The 20661-nt window shown below is 71.1% G+C and carries 27 protein-coding genes; 11 read left to right on the forward strand and 16 right to left on the reverse strand.

Features of this window, described 5'->3' with window-relative positions:
- Nucleotides 1-28: 28 nt before the first annotated feature.
- Nucleotides 29-394 carry a YbjQ family protein gene (locus tag AB0L75_RS04010; RefSeq protein WP_365175053.1) on the forward strand — a complete coding sequence of 122 codons (366 nt, stop codon included), beginning with the start codon at nt 29-31 and terminating at the stop codon, nt 392-394.
- Nucleotides 395-410: 16 nt separating this feature from the next.
- On the opposite strand, the gene AB0L75_RS04015 is transcribed toward AB0L75_RS04010, so the two are convergent.
- Nucleotides 411-1184 (reverse strand): MerR family transcriptional regulator, encoded by a 774-nt coding sequence (locus tag AB0L75_RS04015; RefSeq protein WP_365175056.1) that lies wholly within the window; start codon nt 1182-1184, stop codon nt 411-413.
- 122 nt (nt 1185-1306) lie between these two features.
- Here AB0L75_RS04015 and AB0L75_RS04020 point away from each other — a divergent pair, with 122 nt between their 5' ends.
- On the forward strand, nt 1307-2596 hold the full coding sequence (locus AB0L75_RS04020) for an ion channel protein (protein ID WP_365175059.1): 1290 nt from the start codon (nt 1307-1309) through the stop codon (nt 2594-2596).
- A 23-nt stretch (nt 2597-2619) separates the two neighbouring features.
- The gene (locus AB0L75_RS04025; protein WP_365175061.1) at nt 2620-4029 is read left to right on the forward strand and encodes a glutamate decarboxylase; all 1410 of its coding nucleotides are present in this window, start codon (nt 2620-2622) and stop codon (nt 4027-4029) included.
- Here the strand turns inward: AB0L75_RS04025 and AB0L75_RS04030 are convergent.
- From AB0L75_RS04030 to AB0L75_RS04050, 5 genes are all read right to left on the reverse strand, one after another.
- Nucleotides 4026-4151 (reverse strand): hypothetical protein, encoded by a 126-nt coding sequence (locus tag AB0L75_RS04030; RefSeq protein ID WP_365175063.1) that lies wholly within the window; start codon nt 4149-4151, stop codon nt 4026-4028. The two genes, AB0L75_RS04025 and AB0L75_RS04030, sit on opposite strands and share 4 nt — an antisense overlap.
- A 34-nt stretch (nt 4152-4185) precedes the next feature.
- On the reverse strand, nt 4186-4827 hold the full coding sequence (locus AB0L75_RS04035; RefSeq protein WP_365175065.1) for a PadR family transcriptional regulator: 642 nt from the start codon (nt 4825-4827) through the stop codon (nt 4186-4188).
- 45 nt (nt 4828-4872) lie between these two features.
- A complete protein-coding gene (locus tag AB0L75_RS04040) occupies nt 4873-5418 on the reverse strand; it encodes a DinB family protein (protein ID WP_365175067.1) in 546 nt (181 codons plus the stop codon).
- Between the two features lie 119 nt (nt 5419-5537).
- Complete coding sequence (locus tag AB0L75_RS04045) at nt 5538-6998, reverse strand: aldehyde dehydrogenase family protein (protein ID WP_365175069.1); 1461 nt, start codon at nt 6996-6998, stop codon at nt 5538-5540.
- Between the two features lie 112 nt (nt 6999-7110).
- A complete protein-coding gene (locus AB0L75_RS04050) occupies nt 7111-7935 on the reverse strand; it encodes a helix-turn-helix transcriptional regulator (RefSeq protein ID WP_365176441.1) in 825 nt (274 codons plus the stop codon).
- 366 nt (nt 7936-8301) lie between these two features.
- Here AB0L75_RS04050 and AB0L75_RS04055 point away from each other — a divergent pair, with 366 nt between their 5' ends.
- The gene (locus AB0L75_RS04055; protein ID WP_365175071.1) at nt 8302-8772 is read left to right on the forward strand and encodes an ATP-binding protein; all 471 of its coding nucleotides are present in this window, start codon (nt 8302-8304) and stop codon (nt 8770-8772) included.
- A 110-nt stretch (nt 8773-8882) separates the two neighbouring features.
- Here the strand turns inward: AB0L75_RS04055 and AB0L75_RS04060 are convergent, their stop codons facing one another.
- The 8 genes from AB0L75_RS04060 to rpmG form a co-directional block, all read right to left on the reverse strand.
- The gene (locus AB0L75_RS04060; protein ID WP_365175073.1) at nt 8883-9152 is read right to left on the reverse strand and encodes a DUF397 domain-containing protein; all 270 of its coding nucleotides are present in this window, start codon (nt 9150-9152) and stop codon (nt 8883-8885) included.
- A 204-nt stretch (nt 9153-9356) separates the two neighbouring features.
- Nucleotides 9357-9836 (reverse strand): SRPBCC domain-containing protein, encoded by a 480-nt coding sequence (locus AB0L75_RS04065; RefSeq protein ID WP_365175075.1) that lies wholly within the window; start codon nt 9834-9836, stop codon nt 9357-9359.
- Nucleotides 9833-10189, reverse strand: coding sequence for a metalloregulator ArsR/SmtB family transcription factor (locus AB0L75_RS04070; protein ID WP_365175077.1), 357 nt, complete (start codon nt 10187-10189; stop codon nt 9833-9835). The genes AB0L75_RS04065 and AB0L75_RS04070 overlap by 4 nt, the downstream gene beginning before the upstream one ends.
- A gap of 11 nt (nt 10190-10200) precedes the next feature.
- Nucleotides 10201-10572, reverse strand: coding sequence for a VOC family protein (locus AB0L75_RS04075; protein ID WP_365175079.1), 372 nt, complete (start codon nt 10570-10572; stop codon nt 10201-10203).
- Between the two features lie 79 nt (nt 10573-10651).
- On the reverse strand, nt 10652-10885 hold the full coding sequence (gene rpsR, locus AB0L75_RS04080; protein WP_365175081.1) for a 30S ribosomal protein S18: 234 nt from the start codon (nt 10883-10885) through the stop codon (nt 10652-10654).
- Nucleotides 10885-12162 (reverse strand): GTP-binding protein, encoded by a 1278-nt coding sequence (locus AB0L75_RS04085; protein WP_365175083.1) that lies wholly within the window; start codon nt 12160-12162, stop codon nt 10885-10887. Before AB0L75_RS04085 ends, rpsR begins: the two co-directional genes overlap by 1 nt.
- A complete protein-coding gene (locus tag AB0L75_RS04090; RefSeq protein ID WP_365175085.1) occupies nt 12159-12422 on the reverse strand; it encodes a type B 50S ribosomal protein L31 in 264 nt (87 codons plus the stop codon). Before AB0L75_RS04090 ends, AB0L75_RS04085 begins: the two co-directional genes overlap by 4 nt.
- A 9-nt stretch (nt 12423-12431) precedes the next feature.
- Nucleotides 12432-12596, reverse strand: a complete 165-nt coding sequence (gene rpmG, locus AB0L75_RS04095) for a 50S ribosomal protein L33 (protein ID WP_053656360.1) — start codon at nt 12594-12596, stop codon at nt 12432-12434.
- Nucleotides 12597-12657: 61 nt separating this feature from the next.
- On the opposite strand from rpmG, the gene rpmB reads away from it, so the two are divergent.
- The 4 genes from rpmB to AB0L75_RS04115 all read left to right on the forward strand — a co-directional run bounded on the left by rpmB (nt 12658) and on the right by AB0L75_RS04115 (nt 14400).
- Nucleotides 12658-12894 (forward strand): 50S ribosomal protein L28, encoded by a 237-nt coding sequence (gene rpmB, locus AB0L75_RS04100; RefSeq protein ID WP_365175088.1) that lies wholly within the window; start codon nt 12658-12660, stop codon nt 12892-12894.
- Nucleotides 12894-13199 carry a 30S ribosomal protein S14 gene (rpsN, locus tag AB0L75_RS04105; protein WP_365175090.1) on the forward strand — a complete coding sequence of 102 codons (306 nt, stop codon included), beginning with the start codon at nt 12894-12896 and terminating at the stop codon, nt 13197-13199. The genes rpmB and rpsN overlap by 1 nt, the downstream gene beginning before the upstream one ends.
- 106 nt (nt 13200-13305) lie before the next feature.
- Nucleotides 13306-13764, forward strand: a complete 459-nt coding sequence (locus tag AB0L75_RS04110) for a hypothetical protein (RefSeq protein WP_365175092.1) — start codon at nt 13306-13308, stop codon at nt 13762-13764.
- Nucleotides 13765-13884: 120 nt separating this feature from the next.
- Entirely contained in the window at nt 13885-14400 is a 516-nt protein-coding gene (locus AB0L75_RS04115; RefSeq protein WP_365175094.1) for a DUF4232 domain-containing protein, read from the forward strand.
- 621 nt (nt 14401-15021) lie between these two features.
- On the opposite strand, the gene AB0L75_RS04120 is transcribed toward AB0L75_RS04115, so the two are convergent.
- Together AB0L75_RS04120 and AB0L75_RS04125 are read right to left on the reverse strand one after the other, a co-directional pair.
- The gene (locus tag AB0L75_RS04120) at nt 15022-16140 is read right to left on the reverse strand and encodes a DUF2786 domain-containing protein (protein WP_365175096.1); all 1119 of its coding nucleotides are present in this window, start codon (nt 16138-16140) and stop codon (nt 15022-15024) included.
- Between the two features lie 401 nt (nt 16141-16541).
- A complete protein-coding gene (locus tag AB0L75_RS04125; RefSeq protein WP_365175098.1) occupies nt 16542-17468 on the reverse strand; it encodes a S41 family peptidase in 927 nt (308 codons plus the stop codon).
- Between the two features lie 58 nt (nt 17469-17526).
- Between AB0L75_RS04125 and AB0L75_RS04130 the strand changes: the two genes are divergently transcribed.
- The 3 genes from AB0L75_RS04130 to AB0L75_RS04140 all read left to right on the forward strand — a co-directional run bounded on the left by AB0L75_RS04130 (nt 17527) and on the right by AB0L75_RS04140 (nt 20649).
- Nucleotides 17527-18045 carry a winged helix-turn-helix domain-containing protein gene (locus AB0L75_RS04130; protein WP_365175100.1) on the forward strand — a complete coding sequence of 173 codons (519 nt, stop codon included), beginning with the start codon at nt 17527-17529 and terminating at the stop codon, nt 18043-18045.
- A 114-nt stretch (nt 18046-18159) separates the two neighbouring features.
- The gene (locus tag AB0L75_RS04135) at nt 18160-18912 is read left to right on the forward strand and encodes a Clp protease N-terminal domain-containing protein (RefSeq protein ID WP_365175102.1); all 753 of its coding nucleotides are present in this window, start codon (nt 18160-18162) and stop codon (nt 18910-18912) included.
- A gap of 48 nt (nt 18913-18960) precedes the next feature.
- Complete coding sequence (locus AB0L75_RS04140; RefSeq protein ID WP_365175104.1) at nt 18961-20649, forward strand: bifunctional 3'-5' exonuclease/DNA polymerase; 1689 nt, start codon at nt 18961-18963, stop codon at nt 20647-20649.
- Nucleotides 20650-20661: the final 12 nt, after the last annotated feature.

The following is a 20661-nucleotide window of genomic DNA, read 5'->3' on the forward strand; positions in this document are numbered from 1 at the left end:
TGGGATGACTGAGAGAAAGCTGTGACTCATGGGACTCGATGACTACGGCGGCGGCCAGGGCCCGCAGCCTGACGTGCTGGTCGTGACGACGAACGACGTGCCCGGACACCGGGTGGAACAGGTGATCGGCGAGGTCTTCGGACTCACCGTGCGCTCACGGCACCTCGGCAGCCAGATCGGCGCCGGACTGAAGTCGATGATCGGCGGCGAGCTGAAGGGGCTCACCAAGACGCTCGTACAGACCCGCAACCAGGCCATGGAGCGCCTGGTGGAGCAGGCACGCGCGCGTGGCGCCAACGGGGTGCTGGCGTTCCGGTTCGATGTGACCGAGGCCGCTGACGTGGGCACCGAGGTGTGCGCCTACGGCACGGCGGTGGTCCTGGCCCGGGAGTGAGCCCCGGGCCAGGACGTCAGGACGCGGTGTGCCGGTCGGCGTTGGCGAGGATCGCGTCGCGCAGGTGCTCGGCCAGACCGGGGCGCATGGCGTCGTAGAACGCCTTGAAGCGCTCGTCGGAGACATACATCTCCGCGAAGCAGCGGTGCATCTCGTACGGGACCTCGAAGTAGTACCTGCCGATGTGCTGCCGGTGTTCCTCGGCCATGTCCATCGCCGCCGCGCCGGTCGGCTGCTCGCCGGCGGCGACCAGCGCGGCGTACCGCTCGCCCCAGGCGTCCACCTCGGCCTGGATGCGCTTCCAGTCCTCCTTGGTGTAGGTGGCGGCGCGGCGCTGCGACTCGGCGTACGCCTCGGTATCGCCCCAGCGCGCCTCCGCCTCGTCGCGGTACTGCTCGGGGTCCTTGTCCCCGAAGACCTCGAACCGCTCCTCGGGGGTCAGGTTGATGCCCATCTTGCGTGCCTCCATGGCGTGCTCCACGGCCGTGGCCATCTTCTGCAGCTTCTCGATCCGGGCGGTCAGCAGTTCGTGCTGGCGGCGCAGGTGTGTGCGCGGGTCCGAATTGCCGGTGGCCAGGGCGTCGAGAAGGGCCGCGACCTCCTCGAGCGGAAAGCCGAGTTCCCGGTAGAACAGGATCTGCTGGAGCCGGTCGAGGTCGGCGTCGCTGTAGCGCCGGTGGCCGGCGTACGTGCGCTCGCTGGGTACGAGCAGGCCGATCTCGTCGTAGTGGTGCAGGGTGCGCACCGTGATCCCGGCGAACCCCGCGACCTGTCCCACGGAGTAGCTCACTTTCCGCTCCTTTTCGTCGGTACGGCCTCCACGCTGAGGCCTCACGCCACGTGAGGTGCAAGCCGGCTTACGTTCATGACGTTCGGGATGTTGTGGGCATTTTGTCCGCTTATGGTGAGCCCGTGGCCCAGGAAACCGACGCGCCGCAGGCGCCCCCGCCCGCCCCTACGGCTCCGGCGCGGGCCCTGCTGCCGTTCATCCTGCCCGCCGTGGCCGTGGGCGTGGGCGCGAGCCTGGTCTTCGTCGGGGTCAGCGTGGCGGCGGAGAAGCTCCAGCATGTGCTGTGGGGGCCGCTGCCGGACGCACTCGGGGTGGGCCGCTACTCGGTGCCGTGGGTGTTCGTGATGCTGATCGCCACCGGGCTCGCGGTCGGACTGGTGGTGTGGAAGGTGCCCGGGCACGCCGGCCCCGACCCGGCCACCGTCGGCCTGAACGCCCCGGTGCTGGCGCCGGTCGTGCTGCCTGGCCTGGTGCTGGCGGCCGGGCTGATGCTGGCCGGCGGTCCGAGCCTCGGCCCGGAGAACCCGGTCATCGCCGTGAACGTGGGCCTCGCGGCCTGGCTCGGCGCCCGCCTGCTGCCCCGGGCGCCGGGCACCCTGTGGCCGGTGCTGGCCGAGGCGGCGACGATCGGCGCGCTGTTCGGCACTCCGGTGGCGGCGGCGCTGGTCATCTCCGAGGCGCTGGCCGGGCGCCCGATGCGCGGGCAGCTGTGGGACAACGTGTTCGCGCCGCTGGCCGCCGGCGCGTGCGGGGCCGTGACGACCACCCTGGTGGCCCATCCGACCTTCGACCTGGGGCTGCCGCCGATGGGCCACCCGCATGCGAAGGACCTCCTGGCGGCCCTGGTGACCGCCTCGGCGGCCGCGGTGCTCGGCATGTGCGCCGTGTACGCCTTCCCGTACGTCCACGCGGCCTTCGGACGGCTGCAGCATCCGATGCTGATGCTTCCGGCCGGCGGGGTCGTGCTGGGCGCCCTGGGGGCCCTGGGCGGCCATCTGACGCTGTTCAAGGGGTTGTCGGAGATCGGGGAGCTGGTCCGCCGTCCGGAGGGCTGGTCGGCGGGGCAGTTCGCCGCGATGGCGGTGGTGAAGCTGGCCGCGCTGCTCGTCGCCGCGTCCTGCGGCTTTCGCGGCGGCCGTATCTTCCCGGCGGTCTTCATCGGTGCGGCCCTCGGTCTGTGCGCCCACGCGCTCGTGCCCGCCGTGCATCCGGCGGTGGGCGTGGCGACGGGCGTGCTGGGCATGCTCCTGGCGGTCACCCGGCAGGCCTGGGTGAGCCTGTTCACGGCCGCCGTTCTGATCGCCTCGCCGGGCGTCCTCGCCCTGCTGTGCATCGCGTCCCTGCCGGCCTGGCTGCTGGTGACGGGGCGCCCGCAGATGCAGCTGCGCGCGGATGGCACCCCGGTCCGCTGAGAACCTTCCCTGGAGGCACGTTCATGGCCCTGCACAAAGGTCCCGCGAAGCACGAAGAGCGGACGATGTCGGTCAACCCGTTCTTCGGGGAGGCCAATCCGGTCGGCGGCATGACCGAGGCCCCGCCCACGCACCGGCTCCCGGACGCGCCGCTGGCCCCGTCCACGGCGTATCAGCTGGTGCACGACGAGCTGATGCTGGACGGCAACTCCCGGCTGAACCTGGCCACGTTCGTGACCACCTGGATGGAGCCGCAGGCCGGGGTGCTGATGGCGGAGTGCCGGGACAAGAACATGATCGACAAGGACGAGTACCCGCGCACGGCCGAGCTGGAGCGGCGCTGTGTGGCGATGCTCGCGGACCTGTGGAACGCGCCGGACCCGGCGGCGGCGGTGGGCTGTTCGACGACCGGGTCGAGCGAGGCGTGCATGCTCGCCGGGATGGCGCTGAAGCGGCGCTGGATGAAAGGCAACGCCGACCGCTATCCGGGCGGCGCACGGCCCAATCTGGTCATGGGCGTCAACGTCCAGGTGTGCTGGGACAAGTTCTGCAACTTCTGGGAGGTGGAGGCCCGGCTGGTGCCCATGGAGGGCGACCGCTTCCACCTTGACCCGCAGGCCGCCGTCGAGCTGTGCGACGAGAACACCATCGGGGTCGTCGGCATCCTCGGCTCCACGTTCGACGGCTCCTACGAGCCGATCGCGGACCTGTGCGCGGCCCTGGACGCCCTGCAGGAACGCACGGGGCTCGACGTCCCGGTGCACGTGGACGGCGCGTCCGGCGGCATGGTGGCGCCCTTCCTGGACCCGGACCTCGTGTGGGACTTCCGTCTCCCGCGCGTGGCCTCGATCAACACCTCGGGGCACAAGTACGGCCTGGTCTATCCCGGCGTCGGGTGGGCGCTGTGGCGGGACAAGGAGGCGCTGCCGGAGGAACTCGTCTTCCGGGTCAACTACCTGGGCGGCGACATGCCCACCTTCGCACTCAACTTCTCCCGGCCCGGCGCCCAGGTGGTCGCGCAGTACTACAGCTTCCTGCGCCTCGGCCGCGAGGGGTACCGCGCGGTGCAGCAGTCGACGCGGGACGTGGCGCGCTCGCTGGCGGACGGGATCGCGGCGCTCGGCGACTTCCAGCTGCTCACGCACGGCGACGAGCTGCCGGTGTTCGCGCTGACCACGGCCGACGACGTCACGGCGTACGACGTCTTCGACGTCTCCCGCCGGCTGCGCGAGAGCGGCTGGCTCGTCCCCGCGTACACCTTCCCGGCGAACCGGCAGGACCTGTCCGTGCTGCGCGTCGTGTGCCGCAACGGCTTCTCCCGCGACCTCGCCGACCTGTTCCTGGCCGACCTGACCCGCCTGCTGCCCGAACTGCGCCGGCAGCCGCACCCCCTGACCAGGGACAAGGAGGCGGCGACCGGGTTCCACCACTAGCGCCACCGCCCGCGGCGGGCGAACTTCCGTACTGCCGGCGGGAAGAAGACCGCCAGCAGGGCGAGATGGATGCCGGCCCAGAGCATGGCGAAACGGAACAGCAGGAGCAGGCCGAAGGTCATGGTGAGCGCGAGCAGGTGTGCTGATCAAACTTGATCAGCGGTCGTCCCCCGGATGCCGCTCCCCCGTCGCGTACGGGTTCTCCTCGTCCTCGGCGAGGACGCCGACGAACGGATCGCCCTCGTCGGCGAAGGTGTAGGCACCGCTCTCGACGCGCTCGACGAGGCCGTGGGTCCACGCGGCCTCGGAGTCGGCCGTGTGGACCCACATGTTCATGATCTCGCCGATGTGGCCGAGCTGTTCGGGCCCCTCCTCGGGCACATAGTGCTCGGTGACCGAGGAACGCCACGCCTCGATCCGGCGCGTGCGCTCCTTCAGCAGCGCCACCGCCTCGGCCCTCGGCAGGTCGACCATGAAGCCGATGGCCGCGGTCTTCACGTCGCCGCGCTGGTCGTAGGTGACCAGCGCGGCGCGCAGCAGGGCGAAGTACTCCTCGGTGCCCCGGTCCGTCAGCTCGTACTCGGTGCGGGGCGGGCCGCCCGCCGTGGACGGCGCGATCTCGTGCGCGTGCAGCAGCCCCTGCTTGGCCATCTGCTTCAGGGCGTGGTAGATCGAGCCCGGCTTGGCGTTGGACCACTCGTGCGCGCCCCAGTACTCCAGGTCGTTGCGCACCTGGTACCCATGGGCCCGCCCGTGCCGGCGGACCGCGCCCAGCACGAGGAGACGGATCGCTGACATGGGGTCCAGGTTATTGCCGGTCCGCCGCCCGGCCCGCTCCAGGGCCTACCGCTGTCCGTCCTGCTCCAGGGCCACCAGCTCGAACGCGGTCCTGCCGTCCAGCGACTCGCGGATGATGTCGGCGTGGCCGGCGTGCCGGGCCGTCTCGCGGATCAGGTGCAGACACAGCCAGCGCAGGCTGACCCGGGTCGCCGGCGGGAACCAGGGGTCCGGCGGCAGCGGGAAGGTGTCGTCCAGGCTCGGCGCGGAGCGGATGAACTTCTCCGTCTCGGCGGCGACCCGCTCCCAGTCCGCCAGCTGCGAGGCGACCGTCTCCTCGCCGATCAGCTGGAACGTCTCGTGCCAGTTCGACTGGTCGCGCCGGATGGCCGGCGGCTCCTGCTTCGCCCGCGCGATCCAGCCCTGCTCGACCTCGGCGGCATGCTTGAGCAGGCCGCCGAGCGACAGCTCGCTGGCGGTGGGGCGGGTGCGGGCCTGCTCCTCGGTCAGCCCGAGCAGGGCCCGGCGGATGCCGCCGCGCTGTTCCTCGATGAACGCGAGCAGCGCCCCGCGCTCGTCGCCCCGCTCCTCCGCCGATACGTGCATGACCATGGCCGACCGCCTCTCCTCACCGTCACCGGGGCCGTCTGCCCCCTGACACCGACGACGCTACGGGCCAATGCGGTCAGATTCTGTCCGCATTGGCCGGCCGGTGGGCGGGAAACGCGGCGTTAGAACGGGAAGCCGCTGCGGCCGTGCTGGACCGAGATCCACTTGACGGTCGTGAAGGACTCCAGCGTCGTCTCACCGTTCAGGCGGCCGAGGCCGGAGTGCTTCTCGCCGCCGAACGGCACAATCGGCTCGTCGTGGACCGTGCCGTCGTTCACATGGAACATGCCGGTGTCGATCTGCTTGGCGAAGGCGACGCCGCGCTCGATGTCGCCCGTGTGGACGGCGCCGCTCAGGCCGTACGGGGTGTCGTTGACGATGCGGACCGCCTCCTCCTCGCCCTCGAACGGGATGAGGAAGACGACCGGGCCGAACACCTCCTGCTGGAGCAGTGCGGAGTCGGCGGGTACGTCGGCGAGCACGCTCGGCTCGACCAGGTTGCCGGACGTGCCGCCCCGCACGAGGGCGGTGGCCCCCTCGGCGAGCGCCTGCTCGACGGTGCCGGAAACGGCGTTCGCCTGCTGGGAGTTGATCACCGGGCCGATGACGGTCTGCGGGTCGCGCGGGTCGCCGACCTTGAGGGTGCGCACCTTGGCGACGAACTTCTCGGTGAACTCCTCGGCGACGGAGGCGTCCACGAGGACCCGGTTGGCGGCCATGCAGACCTGGCCCTGGTGCACGAACCGGCTGAAGACCGCCGCGTCCACCGCGTAGTCGATGTCGGCGTCGTCCAGGACCACCAGCGCGCTGTTGCCGCCCAGTTCGAGCACCGAGCGCTTGAAGTTCGCGGCGCAGACGGTGGCCACGTGCCGGCCGACCTTGTCGGAGCCGGTGAAGGAGATGACCTTCGGGACGGGGTGCTCGATGAACGCGTCGCCGATCTCGGCGATGTCGGTGACGACCACGTTGAGCAGGCCGCCGGGCAGCCCGGCCTCCTCGAAGAGCCTGGCGATCAGGGTGCCCCCGGTGATCGGGGTGTTCTGGTGGGGCTTGAGGACCACGGCATTGCCGAGCGCGAGGGCCGGGGCGACCGACTTCAGGGACAGCAGGAAGGGGAAGTTGAAGGGGCTGATGACACCCACGACGCCCACCGGCACCCGGTAGACGCGGTTCTCCTTGCCGTCGACCGGGGAGGGCAGAATCCTTCCCTCGGGGCGCAGCGCCAGCTGAATCGACTCGCGCAGGAACTCCTTGGCGAGATGCAGCTCGAAACCGGCCTTCACGCGCGTGCCGCCCAGTTCCGCGATGATCAGGTCGGCTATCTCCTGCTCACGGTCCTCTATGAGCCTGAGCGCCCGCTCGATGACTGCGCGGCGGGCGTAGGGGTTGGTCTCGGCCCACTGCTTCTGGGCGCGGGCGGCGGCCCGGTAGGCCTGGTCCACCTCGTCGACCGTGGCCACCGTGATCGAGGCCAGCTTCTCGTCGTCGTACGGGTTGAAGTCGATGACGTCCCAGGAGCCGCTGCCCGGACGCCACTCGCCGTCGATGTACTGCTGGGCCAGGTCGGTGAAGTAGGACGACATGTGATCCCTCAATCGCTAGCGGACACCAGATCTACGCCATGCCTGATCACACGTCATCGTACTTGTGTTTAAAGTGAGTTGAAGGAGTCCTCTCAAGACAGAAGAAGACCGCTCAGGACAGCTGGAGGAGTCCGCGGAGCAGGTCCCGGCTCTCGTCGGGGCCCGGGCTGTCCTGCTGGAGTTCCTTCAGCGCCTGCTCGTACTGGGCGACGTCCTCGCGCTTGTCCAGGTAGAGGGCGCTGGTCAGCTGCTCCATGTAGACGACGTCGGACAGATCGGCGTCGGGGAAGCTGAGGATGGTGAAGGCGCCGCTCTCGCCGGAGTGCCCGCCGAAGCCGAACGGCATGACCTGCAGCCGTACGTTGGGCCGCTCGGAGACGTCGATGAGGTGCTGGAGCTGGCCGCGCATCACCTCGCGGTCGCCGTAGGGACGGCGCAGGGCAGCCTCGTCGAGGACGAAGTGGAACTCGGGGGCGCTGTGCGCGAACAGGTGCTTCTGCCGCTCCAGGCGCAGCGCGACCCGCCGTTCGACATCGGCCGGGCTCGCGCCCTTCATGCCGCGCCGGACCACCGCGCGGGCGTACTGCTCGGTCTGGAGCAGGCCGTGGACGAACTGCACCTCGTAGACGCGGATGAGGGACGCGGCGCCCTCCAGGCCCACATAGGTGGGGAACCAGCTGGGCAGGACGTCGGTGTAACTGTGCCACCAGCCGGCCACGTTGGCCTCCCGGGCGAGGGAGAGCAGCGACTCGCGCTCCGTCTCCTCGGTGATGCCGTACAGCGTCAGCAGGTCCTCGACGTCCCTGGTCTTGAAGCTCACCCGGCCCAGCTCCATCCGGCTGATCTTCGACTCGGAGGCGCGGATCGAGTACCCCGCCGCCTCGCGCGTGATCCCCCGCGCCTCACGCAGTCGCCTGAGTTGCGAACCGAGCAGCATCCGCCGCACCACCGATCCGGGCTCTCCCGCGCTCACGTTCGTCAGCCTCCCCAACCGTCTTCAGGGCCCGCAGTCTGCCACTAAAACACTTCGAGCAGTACTCGGCCGGTTACGGAAACGGAAAGAGGCGGGCCGTTTCTGCCTGCGTGTGGTCGCGAAGAGGTCAGGACCTCTGGCGACAACCATCGAGAAGATGGCAGAAAAAATGGCCAAGAAGCGGTACGGGCGGTGCCATTTCGGTCGCGTGCACGTGCATCTGCCCTTGCATCTGCTCTGCGCATCCGAAACCATGGTGCCGCGCCACCGCTGCATCGCAACGACCGCGAATTCCCGGGAGTGCCTCGCATGGGAACGAATGGATCGACCATGCTCAAGCCGTTACGGCAGGGCCTTCCGCCGCTGGATCCCGCGGCCGTGTCCGATGCCGCCTCCTGCGCCCTGCCCGCCCGCTACGAGACGGTGCGCGAGGCCCGGCACTTCACCCGCGACACCCTCGACAAGTGGGACGTCGGCGACCGCTTCGACGACATATGCCTCGTCGTCTCCGAACTCGTCACCAACGCCCTGCGCCACGCGGTGCCGGCCGGCTCCGGCTGCCCGGAACACGCCGCGTCCGTACGACTGCACCTGATGCGCTGGACCGAGCGCCTGGTGTGCGCGGTGCGCGACCCGAGCCATGAGACGCCGGTGCCGCGGGATTCGGACGACTTCTCCGCCGAGTCCGGGCGCGGGCTGTTCCTGGTCGACTCCTTCGCCGACAGCTGGGGCTGGCACCCCCTCGCGGGCACCCTCGACGGCAAGGTCGTCTGGGCGATGTTCCGGCTCCAGTCGGCCTGACGCGGCGAAGCACTGACGAGCGCCCGGTGTCTACGCGCGTCACCGCGTCTGCTCCACCCGGTCCGACATCATTGCCGCCGGGGTGCCCTCCCCACTCGGGCCGCAGCTCGCTAGCTCGCGATCAGGTGGTCGAACTCTCCGTCCTTGATGCCGAGCAGCATGGCCTCGATCTCCGCGCGCGTGTAGACGAGCGCCGGGCCGTCCGGGAAGCGCGAGTTGCGTACGGCGACCTCGCCGCCCGGCAGCCGCGCGAACTCCACGCAGGAGCCCTGCGAGTTGCTGTGCCTGCTCTTCTGCCAGGCCACTCCGACCAGCTGCTCGGCAGCCATGCCGTTGTACACGTCGTACCCCCCGTACACGCCGTCAACGTCGCGGTCCACAGGTCGCTCCCCGGTGGTGCACTGGCTGATGTGGCCATAGATGCTGTGGTCAACTGACCCGGATCATAACCCCGTTCACATGCAGATGCATGAGCAAATGCACGTGCACGGGGGGTGTTCCCTCGGTTACAGGCTTGACGTCCGCTTTACCGAAGTGGCCTCTGCGACCTGTGCCGACAGCACTTCGCCCCGGTCGAAGGCGCGTTACCGAAGCTGCTCCAGCGTTTGCCCCAGTGCGGGCAGGACATGCCCCCGCCACCCCCCGTCCATGATCCTGCGTGCCATCAGCTGAGCCGGGTCGTCCGGATCGAAGCCCTCGTGCACTAGGAAGAGACGCGTACCGCGCCCTTCATGTTCCAGGGTCCAGGTGATGGTCCAGTCCGCGGGGTTGGCCGGATCGGCGTCGGCCCAGCGGACGGACAGCATCCGCTCGATGTCGTAGGCCAGGACCCGCACCTCCACGACCCCGGAGAAACGGGAGTTGGGACGCGGGACGGAGGCCATCCGGTACCGGTGGCCGACCTCCAGCCGGAAGCCCTCGGCGCCCGGCATCTGCCACCGCGCGAGCAGCTCCGGGTCGGTCAGGGCGCGCCAGACCTTGGCGGGCAGATGCGGGAAGAACTGGTCGACACGGATGGTGGTCAGGTCGTCCGCGTCATGGTCATGGCCGGGTTCGGTACTCATGGCCGGTCATCGTCGGGCAGCCGGTCCAGGAGATCGCCGAGGCCCTTCAGCTGGTCGCGCCAGAACCGCTCGTACGGGTGGAGCCAGTCCTGCACCTCGGCGAGCGGGGCCGCCCGAAGGCGGTAGATGCGCTGCCGTCCGGAGCGCTGCTCGCAGACGAGACCGGCCTCCCGGAGCACCTTGAGGTGTTCCGAGAGGCTCGGGCGGCGCATGTCGAAGTGGTCGGCCAGGGCCTGGACGGGCTGCGGCCCGCGCTCGCGCAGCAGCCGCAGCACCTCGCGGCGGGTGGCGTTGGCGAGCGCGGCGAAGACGCGGTCCTCGGCGGCGGCCTGACCGGACCCGGCTGCGGTCATCGCGGACCTTCCTACTGGTGAGCCTCCGTGAGCAGCATCAGACCGTTGCCGTCCGGGTCCCGGAAGGAGGCCATCCGGCCCCACGGGTACTCCTGCGGCCCCTGCACCTCGGTGCCCGCCTCGGCGAGCCGTGCGCAGTCGGCGTCGACATCGGTCGTCACCAACATGATCCCCCGTGCCGAACCGGGCTCGAAATCCCCCATGCCCGGCCCGGAGAGCGTGAAGACGGTCTGCGCACCCTGCGGTGCGACCTGGAGCCAGCGCCCGGGCGGCATCCGCAGGTCGGCGGTGACCTCGAAGCCGAGGACGTCCCGGTAGAAGCGCAGGGCACGGTCCTGGTCGGTGACGGGGAGGGTGACGAAGGAGGCGTGGGTGATGTTCATGGGCCCGACGATAGGTAGGCAATCCCCTACCAGTCAAGTGTAGGGAATCGCCTACCTAATCGGCTGCCCATCTCCGCGCTCAGCGGCCGGAGTACGGCAGGAGGGCCATCTCGCGGGCGTTCTTGACGGCCCGCGCGAGCAGTCGCTGCTGCTGGGCGGTGACCCGGGTGACGCGGCGGCTGCGGATCTTGCCCCGGTCGGAGACGAACTTCCGCAGCAGGTCGGTGTCCTTGTAGTCGATGTAGGTGATCCCGGCCTGGTCCAGGAGGTTCGGGCGGTCCTTGGCGGGCTTGCGGTCGCCCTTGCGGGACATCAGATCTCCAGCAGGGTGTCGAAGGCGGGCGGCAGCCGCTTCCAGGCGTCGCGCCCGGCGGCGTACTCGGCGTCGGTGAGCAGGCAGGACTCCAGCAGGTGCCGCAGTCCGTCGCGGTCGAGGCCCGGCGAGGTGAACACGAGGTGGTTGCAGCAGTCGCCGTGCTCGGCGTGCCAGTCCAACGCGGCCGCGGCCCGGCGCACCGGCGGGACCATCTCCCAGGCCGCGTCGGGCAGCGCGGCCAGCCACGGCCCGGCGCTCTCGACGCACAGCGCCCCGCCGGCCGCGTCCCAGTGCAGCAGCGTGTCCGGCCTGTCGGCGAGCCAGAACCGGCCCCGGCTGCGGGCCGCGGCGCAGGTCAGGTCCTCCAGCGCCGCGTACAGCCGCTCCGGGTGGAAGGGCCGGCGGCGGTGCCAGACCAGGGTCGACACGCCGAGGTTGTCGGCCTCGGCGGGCAGCAGGGCACAGGCCGGATGCTGGGCCGCCGCGGCGGCCTCCACGTCGAAACCGGCGAGGGCCGCCCGGGCCAGCGGGCCGAGCGCGGAGGCGGCCGACTCCGGTGCACGTGCAGCTGCGGGTTCCGGTGCAGATGCGGCGGCGGTGGGTTCCGGTGCGGATGCGGCGGCGGTGGGTTCCGGTGCGGATGCGGCCGCGTGGCCTGTGGGGAAGGCGCCCGCCGGGCCCCTGCGGCCGATCGGAACCCGGCGGGCGGTCGGATGGAGCTGCGCGAGCAGCTCGCGGTCCTCGTCGTCCGCCTCCGGGGAGTCGGCCAGGGCGAGGACGGGGGCGTACTCCAGCTGCCGGGCGAAGGTGTCGGCGATCGTGCGCCGGTCGGTGGCCGCCGCGGCGAGACCGGCCTCGGCGAGGTCGTCACCGTTGCCGAGGTAGGGCAGCACCAGCGCCGGGTCCACGGCGGTGATCACGGAGGTGACGGTCAGCCCGCCGGATGCGACCACCTCGGCCATCGCCTTGGGCTCGACCGAGTCCCACAGCTCGACGATCGCGAGCCGGGTCGTGCCGTCGTCGGCGAGCCTGCGCAGCTCGGGCACCAGGTCCTCGCGCAGCGCACAGCACGCGCAGTCGTCGACCAGGGGCGCCTCGCCCGCGGACAGCACGCCCGTGCGGTCGCGGACCGTGCGCACGACCGTGCCGGCGGCGGCCGTCGCCAGGTCGTGATGGAGTACGACGCTGGCGGGCACCTCGGCCAGCAACCGGTCGACGGCCGCCCTGCGCGCCTCGGCGTGCAGCCCGCCCACGACGGCCACGGCGAGGCTCACGCCCCGCCCCGCTTGCCGTACCGGCGCTCGAAACGCTCCACGCGCCCGGCGGTGTCCAGCACACGCGCGGTGCCGGTGTAGAAGGGGTGGCTGACGTTCGAGATCTCGACGTCGACCACCGGGTAGGTGTTGCCGTCCTCCCACTCGATCGTCCTGCCGCCCGCCACGGCCGAGAGCGTCGACCGGGTGAGGAAGGCGTGACGCGCGGCACGGTCACGGAACACGACGGGCCCGTAGTCCGGGTGGATTCCCTTGCGCATGGCGGTGGTTCAGCGCTCCTCTCGGAAGTCGGCGTGCCGGCCGGCGACCGGGTCGTACTTGCGCAGCGTCATACGGTCCGGGTCGTTACGGCGGTTCTTGCGGGTCACGTAGGTGTAGCCGGTCCCGGCGGTGGACCGGAGCCTGATGACCGGGCGGAGTTCGTTGCGTGCCATGCTGCTACCTTACTGAAAATGAATTCCATTACGAACTACACCTGAGGAGAGTTACGTCACCATGTCCGCGCACTGCATGCTCACCGGGGCCCGGCCGGGCTTCGGCAACCGCATCTCCCACTCCCATCGGCGCACCTCCCGCCGCTTCGACCCCAACATCCAGAGCAAGCGCTACTGGCTGCCCAGCGAGGGCCGCCAGGTCCGGCTGCGGCTGAGCGCGAAGGGGATCAAGACGGTGGACGCGATCGGCATCGAGGCGGCCGTGGCCCGGATCCGCGCCCGGGGAGAGCGGATCTGATGGCGAAGAAGAGCAAGATCGCGAAGAACGAGCGGCGCAAGGAGATCGTCGCCCGGTACGCCGTCCGGCGCGCCGAACTGAAGGAGATCATCCGGAAGCCGTCGTCCTCTGCGACCCAACGGCTCGCCGCCCAGCTCGAGTTGCGCGGGCAGCCGCGGGACGCGAGCGCCACGCGCGTGCGCAACCGCGACCAGGTCGACGGCCGCCCGCGCGGCTATCTGCGTACCTTCGGCCTGTCCCGGGTAAACCTGCGAGAGCAGGCTCACAACGGATTCCTGCCCGGCGTGCTGAAGTCCTCGTGGTGACCAGCTGGTAGCTTGCTGCGGGCCGTCCGGGCCGAGGACGGCCCGCCGCTACGAGCTTGGGAGCTTTCCGGTGACTACTGCGACTGCAAGGGTGCGGACCGCTACCGTGGCCGCGGGACTGGTGGGCGCGCTCGCCGCGCTGACCGCGTGCAGCGGGGGCAGCGACAACAAGACCTCCTCCTCCCCGACACCGAGCGCGACCGCCGCGTCCGCCTCCCCCTCGGGTTCGGGAAAGGTGACCGGAGCTTCGGACAAGCTCCAGGGCAGCTGGCTCACCACGAGCGGCGGCAAGATCGTGGCCCTGGTGATCACCGGGAAGAAGGCCGGGCTCTTCGTGACCGGGCGCAAGGTGTGGTGCCAGGGCACCGCCGGCAAGGACTCGGGGATGCAGATGATCCATCTGACCTGCCCCGACGGCAACAAGGACCGGGTCAACGGAATGGTCGACTCGGTGGACGGCAAGGGTATGACGGTGAGCTGGTCGGGCAAGACCGGCCAGGAGACGTACACCAAGGCGGAGGGCGGCAAGCTGCCGACGACGCTGCCGACCAAGCCGAAGCAGTGACCGCGTGAATCCGTTGCGGCGCGCCACCTGAAGCGGTGATTCCGCAGGGGTGCGCGAGCAGATGCGGAGCGTAGGCGCCATGATGCAGGGGCACCGTCACGACCTCGATGGGACTTGCTCATGCGCGCCATTCCGCTCACCGTCACGGCCCTCGCCGCCGCCCTGCTGCTGACCGCCTGCAACAACAGCGGCAGCAAGAGCGGCGACAAGAACAGCTCGGGCTGCGAGATCGGCGGGGTCTCCGTACAGATCGGGTCGGCGAGCGTGGCGCCGAAGGCCGGTGACACAGGTGAGATTCCCGTCAGCATCACCAATCAGAGCAAACCGTGCACCCTGGACAAGTTCGCGGGCGTCACCCTGGACACCGGCAGCGCCAAGGCCGACGTGCCGGTACTCAAGGGCGCGAAGGCCCAGAAGCTGAAGCTCGCCAAGGGCGACTCGGCGTCCTTCACCATCAGCTACGTGCGCGGCGCGGCGGGCGACAAGACCAGCCTGGACGTGAAGACCGTGAAGATCACCCTTCCCGGCACCACCGCCTCCCGCAGCTTCCCCTGGTCCTACGGCCCCGTAGCCGGCCAGTCCGGCACAACCGGCCCGAACGCCTCCGTGACCGCCTTCCAGCAGGTCGGCGACTGAACGGACGCGGGCTTGGCATGCGTTCCGGGCCTCAGCATCTGATCGGGGCTCAGCATCTGATCGGGGCTGGGCACCGGTTCTGACTGAGCAGGCGATCCGGGCTGGGCGCGCACCCCGATGGTTCGGGCTGGGTGCGCACTCCGGCGATTCGGACTGGGTGCGCGCTCCGGGCGGAGGCCTGGTCGACGGTCCGGGCTGGGCGCGCTCTGGGTGGAGGCCTGGCCGCGTGGTCCGGCCTCAGGGGGGTCGGCCCAGTCTGCGCCGTCTTCCAGACTGGGGCGGCATGCGAGCCTGAGGCCTGACCCCGCACGCCAGAGCTGGGCGGTCCTTCCAGCCCGGGGTAGCCATTCCCGCCCGAGGACTGGTCCTGCACCCCGGCCTGGGGCCGTCCCTTCCAGCCCGAGGCCCGGCCCTGCACGCCAGCTTGGGGTGCTCAGCCCAGCCTGGGGCGGTCGCTCCAGCCTGGGGCGGGATCCGAGCCCGAAGCCCGGCTCTGGACCCCGGCCTGGGGCGGTCGCTCCAGCCCGAGCGTGGGCCCCGCGCCCGTCCGGAGCGGTCGGTCCAGCCTGAGGTGCTTGCCCCGCCCTGGGTCCTGGAGGGCTCAGCCCCGTCCCGGGGCAGTCATTCCAGCCTGGGGCGGGATCTGACCTGGGCTTGGTCCGCTGCCCGGGCGCCCTCCGTCCAGCCGGCCGCGTCGCTCACCCCGCGCAGCCGGGTGGTGGTGGTCTCGGGGAACATGCGCTCCAGCCGGTCGGTGACGGCTATCTCCCTGGTGGCCAGGACCGGCAGCAGATCCTGGGTGACCTGGGTCTCCGCGGCGGCCACTAGCCGGTCGCCGACGCGGTGGGCGTAGGCGGCCAGGAACGACTGCCGGAAAGTCTTGGTCCGCTTCCGGCCGCCGGCTCTCTGGGCGGCTTCCGCCCTGGTCATCGCGTGCGTGGCCTGCACCAGCAGAGAGGTGTAGAGCAGCTCGACCGCCTCCAGGTCCGCCTCGAAGCCGACGATCGTGGAGAAAGCCAACGGTTCGTTCCACACCGCGCGGCAGTTGTTCGCGCCGGCCACGGCGTCGAGCAGGACCGCCTTGGCCTGTTCGTACGGCGGCTCGACGCCGATCCGGCAGGCGCCGGGCGCGTCCGGCGCGGGCGCCTCGGCGGCGAGCAGCGCCTCGTCCACGCTGTGCCGCGCCATCAGCTCCTGCGCCTTGGCGCTGAGGGCCTCCGCCTCCTCCGGATACCCGGTCGCCTCGGCCTTGGCGAGCAGCGCGCGGATACGGGCGAGCATGCGGGAGGCGGCCGGGCCCGGAGTGCGACGGGACTCGTCCTCCAGGGGCTCCAGAGTGGGCAGGCGGAGCAGCAGGCGGTACAGCTCCAGCACGGTCGTGGCCTGTGAGAAGCGGTCGGTCTCGCGGGCCGGGCCCTCGGGCAGGTCCGTCAGCTGGGCGGCCCAGCGGCGCCCACGCGGGCGGTCCCGGCCGGTCTGTGCGCGGATCAGCGCGGCGGCCAGGCGCACATGCGCGTCCGCCAGCTCGCGCCGCACCAGTCGTACGACATCGGCGGGCTGCCAGCCGCGCTGCCAGGCTGTCGCGACGAACTCCTCGCCCCGCCGCGCGAGTTCGGCGTCCGCGGCGGGGTCGGCGGCGAGCAGAGAGGCACCGGTGTCGAGGCCGGTGTCGGTGTCGTCGTAGAGGGCGGCCCGGAAGGCCAGCTCGACAGTGCTGGCAGGGCTGGCAGTGCTGGTCACATCGTCGATCGTGCCACGCCCCACCGACAGCGGGCCGAGCTTTGTCCACAGGCTGTGGATGAAGGAGATGAAGGAGCGAGCCGACAGGGTGCGGGCGGGACGCCGTTGATCGACACCAAGGTAGTCGCCGACGGCGACGGGGCCGGGAGGGCGACCACCGGGCAACCAGCAGCCGAGCACCCACGGTGCGGGACCGCACCCCCGTAACTGCCGCCCCCGCCCGCACGACACGGGCCGCGGCCCGGGAACAGACACCGACACCACCGACCACCCGTCACGGGCCACAGGCCACAGGCCACAGGCCACCGCCCCGAAACAGCCGCCACCGGCCGCACGGCACACGGCACACGGCACACGGCACACGGCACACGGCATGGGACCGAGGGGGCCGGACAGGCGGATCAGCCGCGGGGCGCCGATTCGCGGGTGGCCAGGTGCAGGGCACGGTCGAGGGCCGTGTCGGCCGGGCAGGGGACGTCGGGGCGTACGCCGACGCCTTCCCAGTTGGTGCCGGAGACGGGGTTGATCGCGCGGCCGACCGGGATCGAGGCCTCCAGATGCGGATGCACCGCCCAGCCATCGCGTGGATGCGCCCCACCCCGCGTGGTCTCGCCCACGACGACCGCACGGCCCAACTGCTGTAGATCGTAGGCGAGTTCCTCACCAGCGGAGAAGGTACGACCGCTGGTGAGCACATACACCGGCTTGGCGCCGCCGAACCGGGCGCCCGGAACGTGCGGGAGGGACCAGGACTGCTCGTACCGGTCGCCCGCACGCCAGTACTGGGTGTTGAGGTGGGTCCGCTCGTCCAGGAGATAGCTGCACACGAACGCCACCGTGTCCGGGTCTCCGCCGACCATGTTCCTGAGGTCCAGGACCAGCGTGCCCGCGGGCGCGACCAGCGTGAGCGCGGCCGACAGCGGCTCCGCCGCCCAGGCCAACCGGAAGAACAACGGGGCGAGTTCGAGCAGTGCGACGCCGCCCTGAAGAAGCTCCACGCGCGGCACTCCGCCGAGCGACGCGCCGAACTCGCTGCGCAGCGCGGCGAGATCGACCTGGTCCGCGTCCTCCTGCAGCCGCTCGGGGTGGAATTTCAGGCGCAGATGCTGGTCACCGTTCTCCGACTGCAGGTCGGCGGTGACGCGGGCGCCGAGTTCCGCCGGGTCGGCGGTGTCGTACGCCCCCTCCTTCAGCCGGCCGCGGAGCAGGGCGGCGAGCCGGTGCGCCACCTCCGGGAACACATAGTGGGCGGCCAGGAGTCGAGTGGTCTCCTCGATGACGGCGGGCACGTCGGCGACAAGGGCGGGCGATGCTTTCGGCGTGGTCATGGCGGGGAGTACAGCACCGGGCTTGCGAAAGCGTCAAGGAGATTAGACGCTTTACGCCATGACAGGACCGCAACCGCCCGCCCGTGACGCCGACGGTGTACTGGACATCTCCACACCGGAGCAGTTCGCCGCGCTCGCCCATCCGCTGCGGCAGCGCCTGCTCTTCGCACTGAACCACGAGGCCGCAACGATCAGTCAGTTGGCAGTGCGCCTCGGCGTGGCCAAGGGAAGCGTGGCGCACCACCTGAAGACGCTGCACACGGCGGGGCTCGTGCACATCACGGAGACCCGCAAGGTCCGGGGCGGCACCGAGCACTACTACCGGCGGACCGGACGGCGGCTACGGGTCGCCGAGCCGCGTGCCGCCGACCGCGCCGCCCTACTGAACGCCGTCGCCCAGGAGATCGACCACTCCCCGGAGGAACACCTGCTGAGCCTGCGCCACCTGCGCCTGAGCCCGGAGCGGGCACGGCGGCTGCGCGAGACGCTGGCCGAGCTGGTGGACGGGGCGGAGGAGGACGACGCGGACCAGCCGGTGCACGGCGTGCTGGTGGTGATGTACGAACACAGCACCTAGGCCCCAGCCCGAAGCCAGTAGCCCGCAGCCCGCAGCCCGCAGCCGTAGCCCGTAGGAAAACTGGACTGTCAACTGTCGGTTGACACCCGTGGGGGTGCAACCTACGGTTGACACATGGCGACCAATCCGAACATCACGGCATCCGTACGCCTCGACGACCTCATCGAGGCCATCAAGAAGGTTCATCCCGAGCCCCTCGACCAGCTCCAGGACGCGGTGATCGCCGCCGATCACCTCGGTGACGTGGCCGACCATCTGATCGGCCACTTCGTCGACCAGGCACGGCGCTCGGGCGCGTCATGGACCGAGATCGGCCGGAGCATGGGGGTGACCCGGCAGGCGGCGCAGAAGCGGTTCGTACCGAAGGAGTCCGCCGACCTCGACCCCAGCCAGGGCTTCAGCCGCTACACCCCGCGCGCGCGGAACGTGGTCATGGCCGCGCACAACGAGGCGGTGGCGGCCCGCAACTCCGAGGGCCGTTCCGAGCATCTGGTCCTCGGACTGCTGGCCGAGCCGGAAGGTCTGGCGGCGAAGGCGATCACCGCGCAGGGCGTCCTGCTCGACTCCGTACGACAGGCCGCGGCCGCCGCGCTCCCGCCTGCCTCGGAGGAGGTCCCGGACCTCGTCCCCTACGGCCCCGACGCCAAGAAGGCCCTGGAACTCACCTTCCGCGAGGCCCTCCGGCTCGGACACAACTACATCGGCACCGAGCACATCCTGCTCGCTCTCCTGGAGCAGGAGAACGGCGAGGGCGTCCTCAACGGCCTCGGCATCACCAAGGCCGGCACCGAGCAGCACCTCGCCAGGATGCTCTCGCTGCTGGCGGAGCAGAACCCGCTGGCCGAGCCGGCCTCCTCGGAGGACTGAAACCGCAGGTCAGGCGGATTGTCAGACCCGCCTGCCACACTCGCAGTCATGACCGACCGGTGGGCACTCGCACCGGCCGAGGACGGAGGCGTGGACGTCGCCCCCCTCGGCCCGGACGGGCTGCCCGCCGGGCCGGTGCGGCGGGAGAGCGATCTCGCCGGGGCGGTGCGGAGCCGCCCGGAGGTGACACGCTGGGTGTGGCGGTCCACCCCCGAGGTCTACCCGCGTCTGCTCGCCACGGGGGTGCGAGTGGAGCGGTGCTACGACATCGAGGACGCCGAGACACTCCTGCTGGGCCACGAGGGCCGGTACGGCGAGCCACGCTCGGCCGCCGCCGCCCTGGCCCGCCTCCGCGGCGGCCCCGTACCGCCCGATCCACCCCAGCGTTCCGCCGAACCGGGCGCCCAGTCCCCGCTGTTCGAGCCCACCGGCACCCATCTGCCCCTGACCGATCTCCTCGCGGTCTACGCCGAGCAGCTTCGGCGGCACGAGCGGACCGCCCACCCCGACCGGATGCGGCTGCTGACGGCCGCCGAGTCGGCCGGAATGCTGGTGGCCGCCGAGATGAACCACGCGGGCCTGCCATGGAGCACCGAGGTCCACCGCGACCTGCTGCACGACCTGCTGGGCGAGCGGTATGCAGGCGGCGGCGAGCCGCGTCGCCTCGCCGAGCTGGCCGACGAGGTGTCGGCCGCCTTCGGCCGCCGGGTCCGCCCCGAGCTGCCCGCCGATGTGATCAAGGCCTTCGCCCAGGCCGGCATCAAGGTGCGCTCGACCCGCCGCTGGGAGATCCAGTCCGTCGACCACCCGGCCGTCGAACCCCTGCTGGAGTACAAGAAGCTGTACCGCATCTGGGTGGCCCACGGCTGGTCCTGGCTGCAGGACTGGGTGCGCGAGGGCCGCTTCCGCCCCGAGTTCCTCGCCGGCGGCACGGTCACCGGACGCTGGGTGACCAACGGCGGGGGCGGGCTGCAGATCCCCAAGGTGATCCGCCGCGCCGTGGTCGCCGATCCCGGCTGGCGGCTGGTGGTGGCCGACGCCGACCAGATGGAGCCCCGCGTGCTCGCCGCGATCTCCCGCGACCCCGGCCTGATGGAGGTCGCCGGCCGCGAGAGCGACCTGTACCAGTCCGTCTCCGACCGCGCCTTCTCCGGCGACCGCGACCAGGCCAAGCTCGCCGTGCTCGGCGCGGTCTACGGCCAGACCTCGGGCGACGGCCTGAAGAACCTGGCCGCGCTGCGCCGCCGCTTCCCGAAGGCGGTCGCGTACGTCGACGAGGCCGCCCGCGCGGGCGAGGAGGGCCGACTGGTGCGCACCTGGCTGGGCCGGACCTGCCCACCGGCGGCCGGCTCCGGCGAGGACGCGGCGGAGGAGGCGGGCATCCCCGTCGGCGAGGACGACACCTACACACCGGCCCCCTGGGTCCCCGGCTACGCCTCCTCCGACTCCCGGGCGCGGGGCCGCTTCGCGCGGAACTTCGTCGTCCAGGGCAGCGCCGCCGACTGGGCGCTGCTGATGCTCGCCGGGCTGCGCCGGGCCTGCGCCGACCTCAAGGCCGAGCTGGTCTTCTTCCAGCACGACGAGGTGATCGTGCACTGTCCCGCCGACGAGGCCGACACGGTCGTCAAGGCCATCCGTGCCTCCGCCGGCCTCGCCGGACGGCTGACCTTCGGTGAGACACCGGTGCGCTTTCCGTTCACCACGGCGGTGGTGGAGTGCTATGCAGACGCCAAGTGAGCGCCGCTCGGG

The sequence above is a fragment of the Streptomyces sp. NPDC052101 genome (assembly GCF_040680235.1).
Classification (GTDB): domain Bacteria; phylum Actinomycetota; class Actinomycetes; order Streptomycetales; family Streptomycetaceae; genus Streptomyces.

Coding starts and splice junctions, on each gene's coding strand:
- AB0L75_RS04115 (WP_365175094.1), top strand. CDS start 13,885: ATGCGCGCCATTCCGCTCACCGTCACGGCCCTCGCCGCCGCCCTGCTG.
- AB0L75_RS04130 (WP_365175100.1), top strand. CDS start 17,527: ATGACAGGACCGCAACCGCCCGCCCGTGACGCCGACGGTGTACTGGAC.
- AB0L75_RS04090 (WP_365175085.1), bottom strand. CDS start 12,422: ATGCGCAAGGGAATCCACCCGGACTACGGGCCCGTCGTGTTCCGTGAC.
- AB0L75_RS04070 (WP_365175077.1), bottom strand. CDS start 10,189: ATGACCGCAGCCGGGTCCGGTCAGGCCGCCGCCGAGGACCGCGTCTTC.
- rpsN (WP_365175090.1), top strand. CDS start 12,894: ATGGCGAAGAAGAGCAAGATCGCGAAGAACGAGCGGCGCAAGGAGATC.
- AB0L75_RS04135 (WP_365175102.1), top strand. CDS start 18,160: ATGGCGACCAATCCGAACATCACGGCATCCGTACGCCTCGACGACCTC.
- AB0L75_RS04025 (WP_365175061.1), top strand. CDS start 2,620: ATGGCCCTGCACAAAGGTCCCGCGAAGCACGAAGAGCGGACGATGTCG.
- AB0L75_RS04040 (WP_365175067.1), bottom strand. CDS start 5,418: ATGGTCATGCACGTATCGGCGGAGGAGCGGGGCGACGAGCGCGGGGCG.
- rpsR (WP_365175081.1), bottom strand. CDS start 10,885: ATGTCCCGCAAGGGCGACCGCAAGCCCGCCAAGGACCGCCCGAACCTC.
- AB0L75_RS04125 (WP_365175098.1), bottom strand. CDS start 17,468: ATGACCACGCCGAAAGCATCGCCCGCCCTTGTCGCCGACGTGCCCGCC.
- AB0L75_RS04140 (WP_365175104.1), top strand. CDS start 18,961: ATGACCGACCGGTGGGCACTCGCACCGGCCGAGGACGGAGGCGTGGAC.
- rpmB (WP_365175088.1), top strand. CDS start 12,658: ATGTCCGCGCACTGCATGCTCACCGGGGCCCGGCCGGGCTTCGGCAAC.
- AB0L75_RS04050 (WP_365176441.1), bottom strand. CDS start 7,935: ATGCTGCTCGGTTCGCAACTCAGGCGACTGCGTGAGGCGCGGGGGATC.
- AB0L75_RS04030 (WP_365175063.1), bottom strand. CDS start 4,151: ATGACCTTCGGCCTGCTCCTGCTGTTCCGTTTCGCCATGCTCTGGGCC.
- AB0L75_RS04045 (WP_365175069.1), bottom strand. CDS start 6,998: ATGTCGTCCTACTTCACCGACCTGGCCCAGCAGTACATCGACGGCGAG.
- AB0L75_RS04065 (WP_365175075.1), bottom strand. CDS start 9,836: ATGAGTACCGAACCCGGCCATGACCATGACGCGGACGACCTGACCACC.
- AB0L75_RS04055 (WP_365175071.1), top strand. CDS start 8,302: ATGCTCAAGCCGTTACGGCAGGGCCTTCCGCCGCTGGATCCCGCGGCC.
- AB0L75_RS04075 (WP_365175079.1), bottom strand. CDS start 10,572: ATGAACATCACCCACGCCTCCTTCGTCACCCTCCCCGTCACCGACCAG.
- AB0L75_RS04010 (WP_365175053.1), top strand. CDS start 29: ATGGGACTCGATGACTACGGCGGCGGCCAGGGCCCGCAGCCTGACGTG.
- AB0L75_RS04035 (WP_365175065.1), bottom strand. CDS start 4,827: ATGTCAGCGATCCGTCTCCTCGTGCTGGGCGCGGTCCGCCGGCACGGG.
- rpmG (WP_053656360.1), bottom strand. CDS start 12,596: ATGGCACGCAACGAACTCCGCCCGGTCATCAGGCTCCGGTCCACCGCC.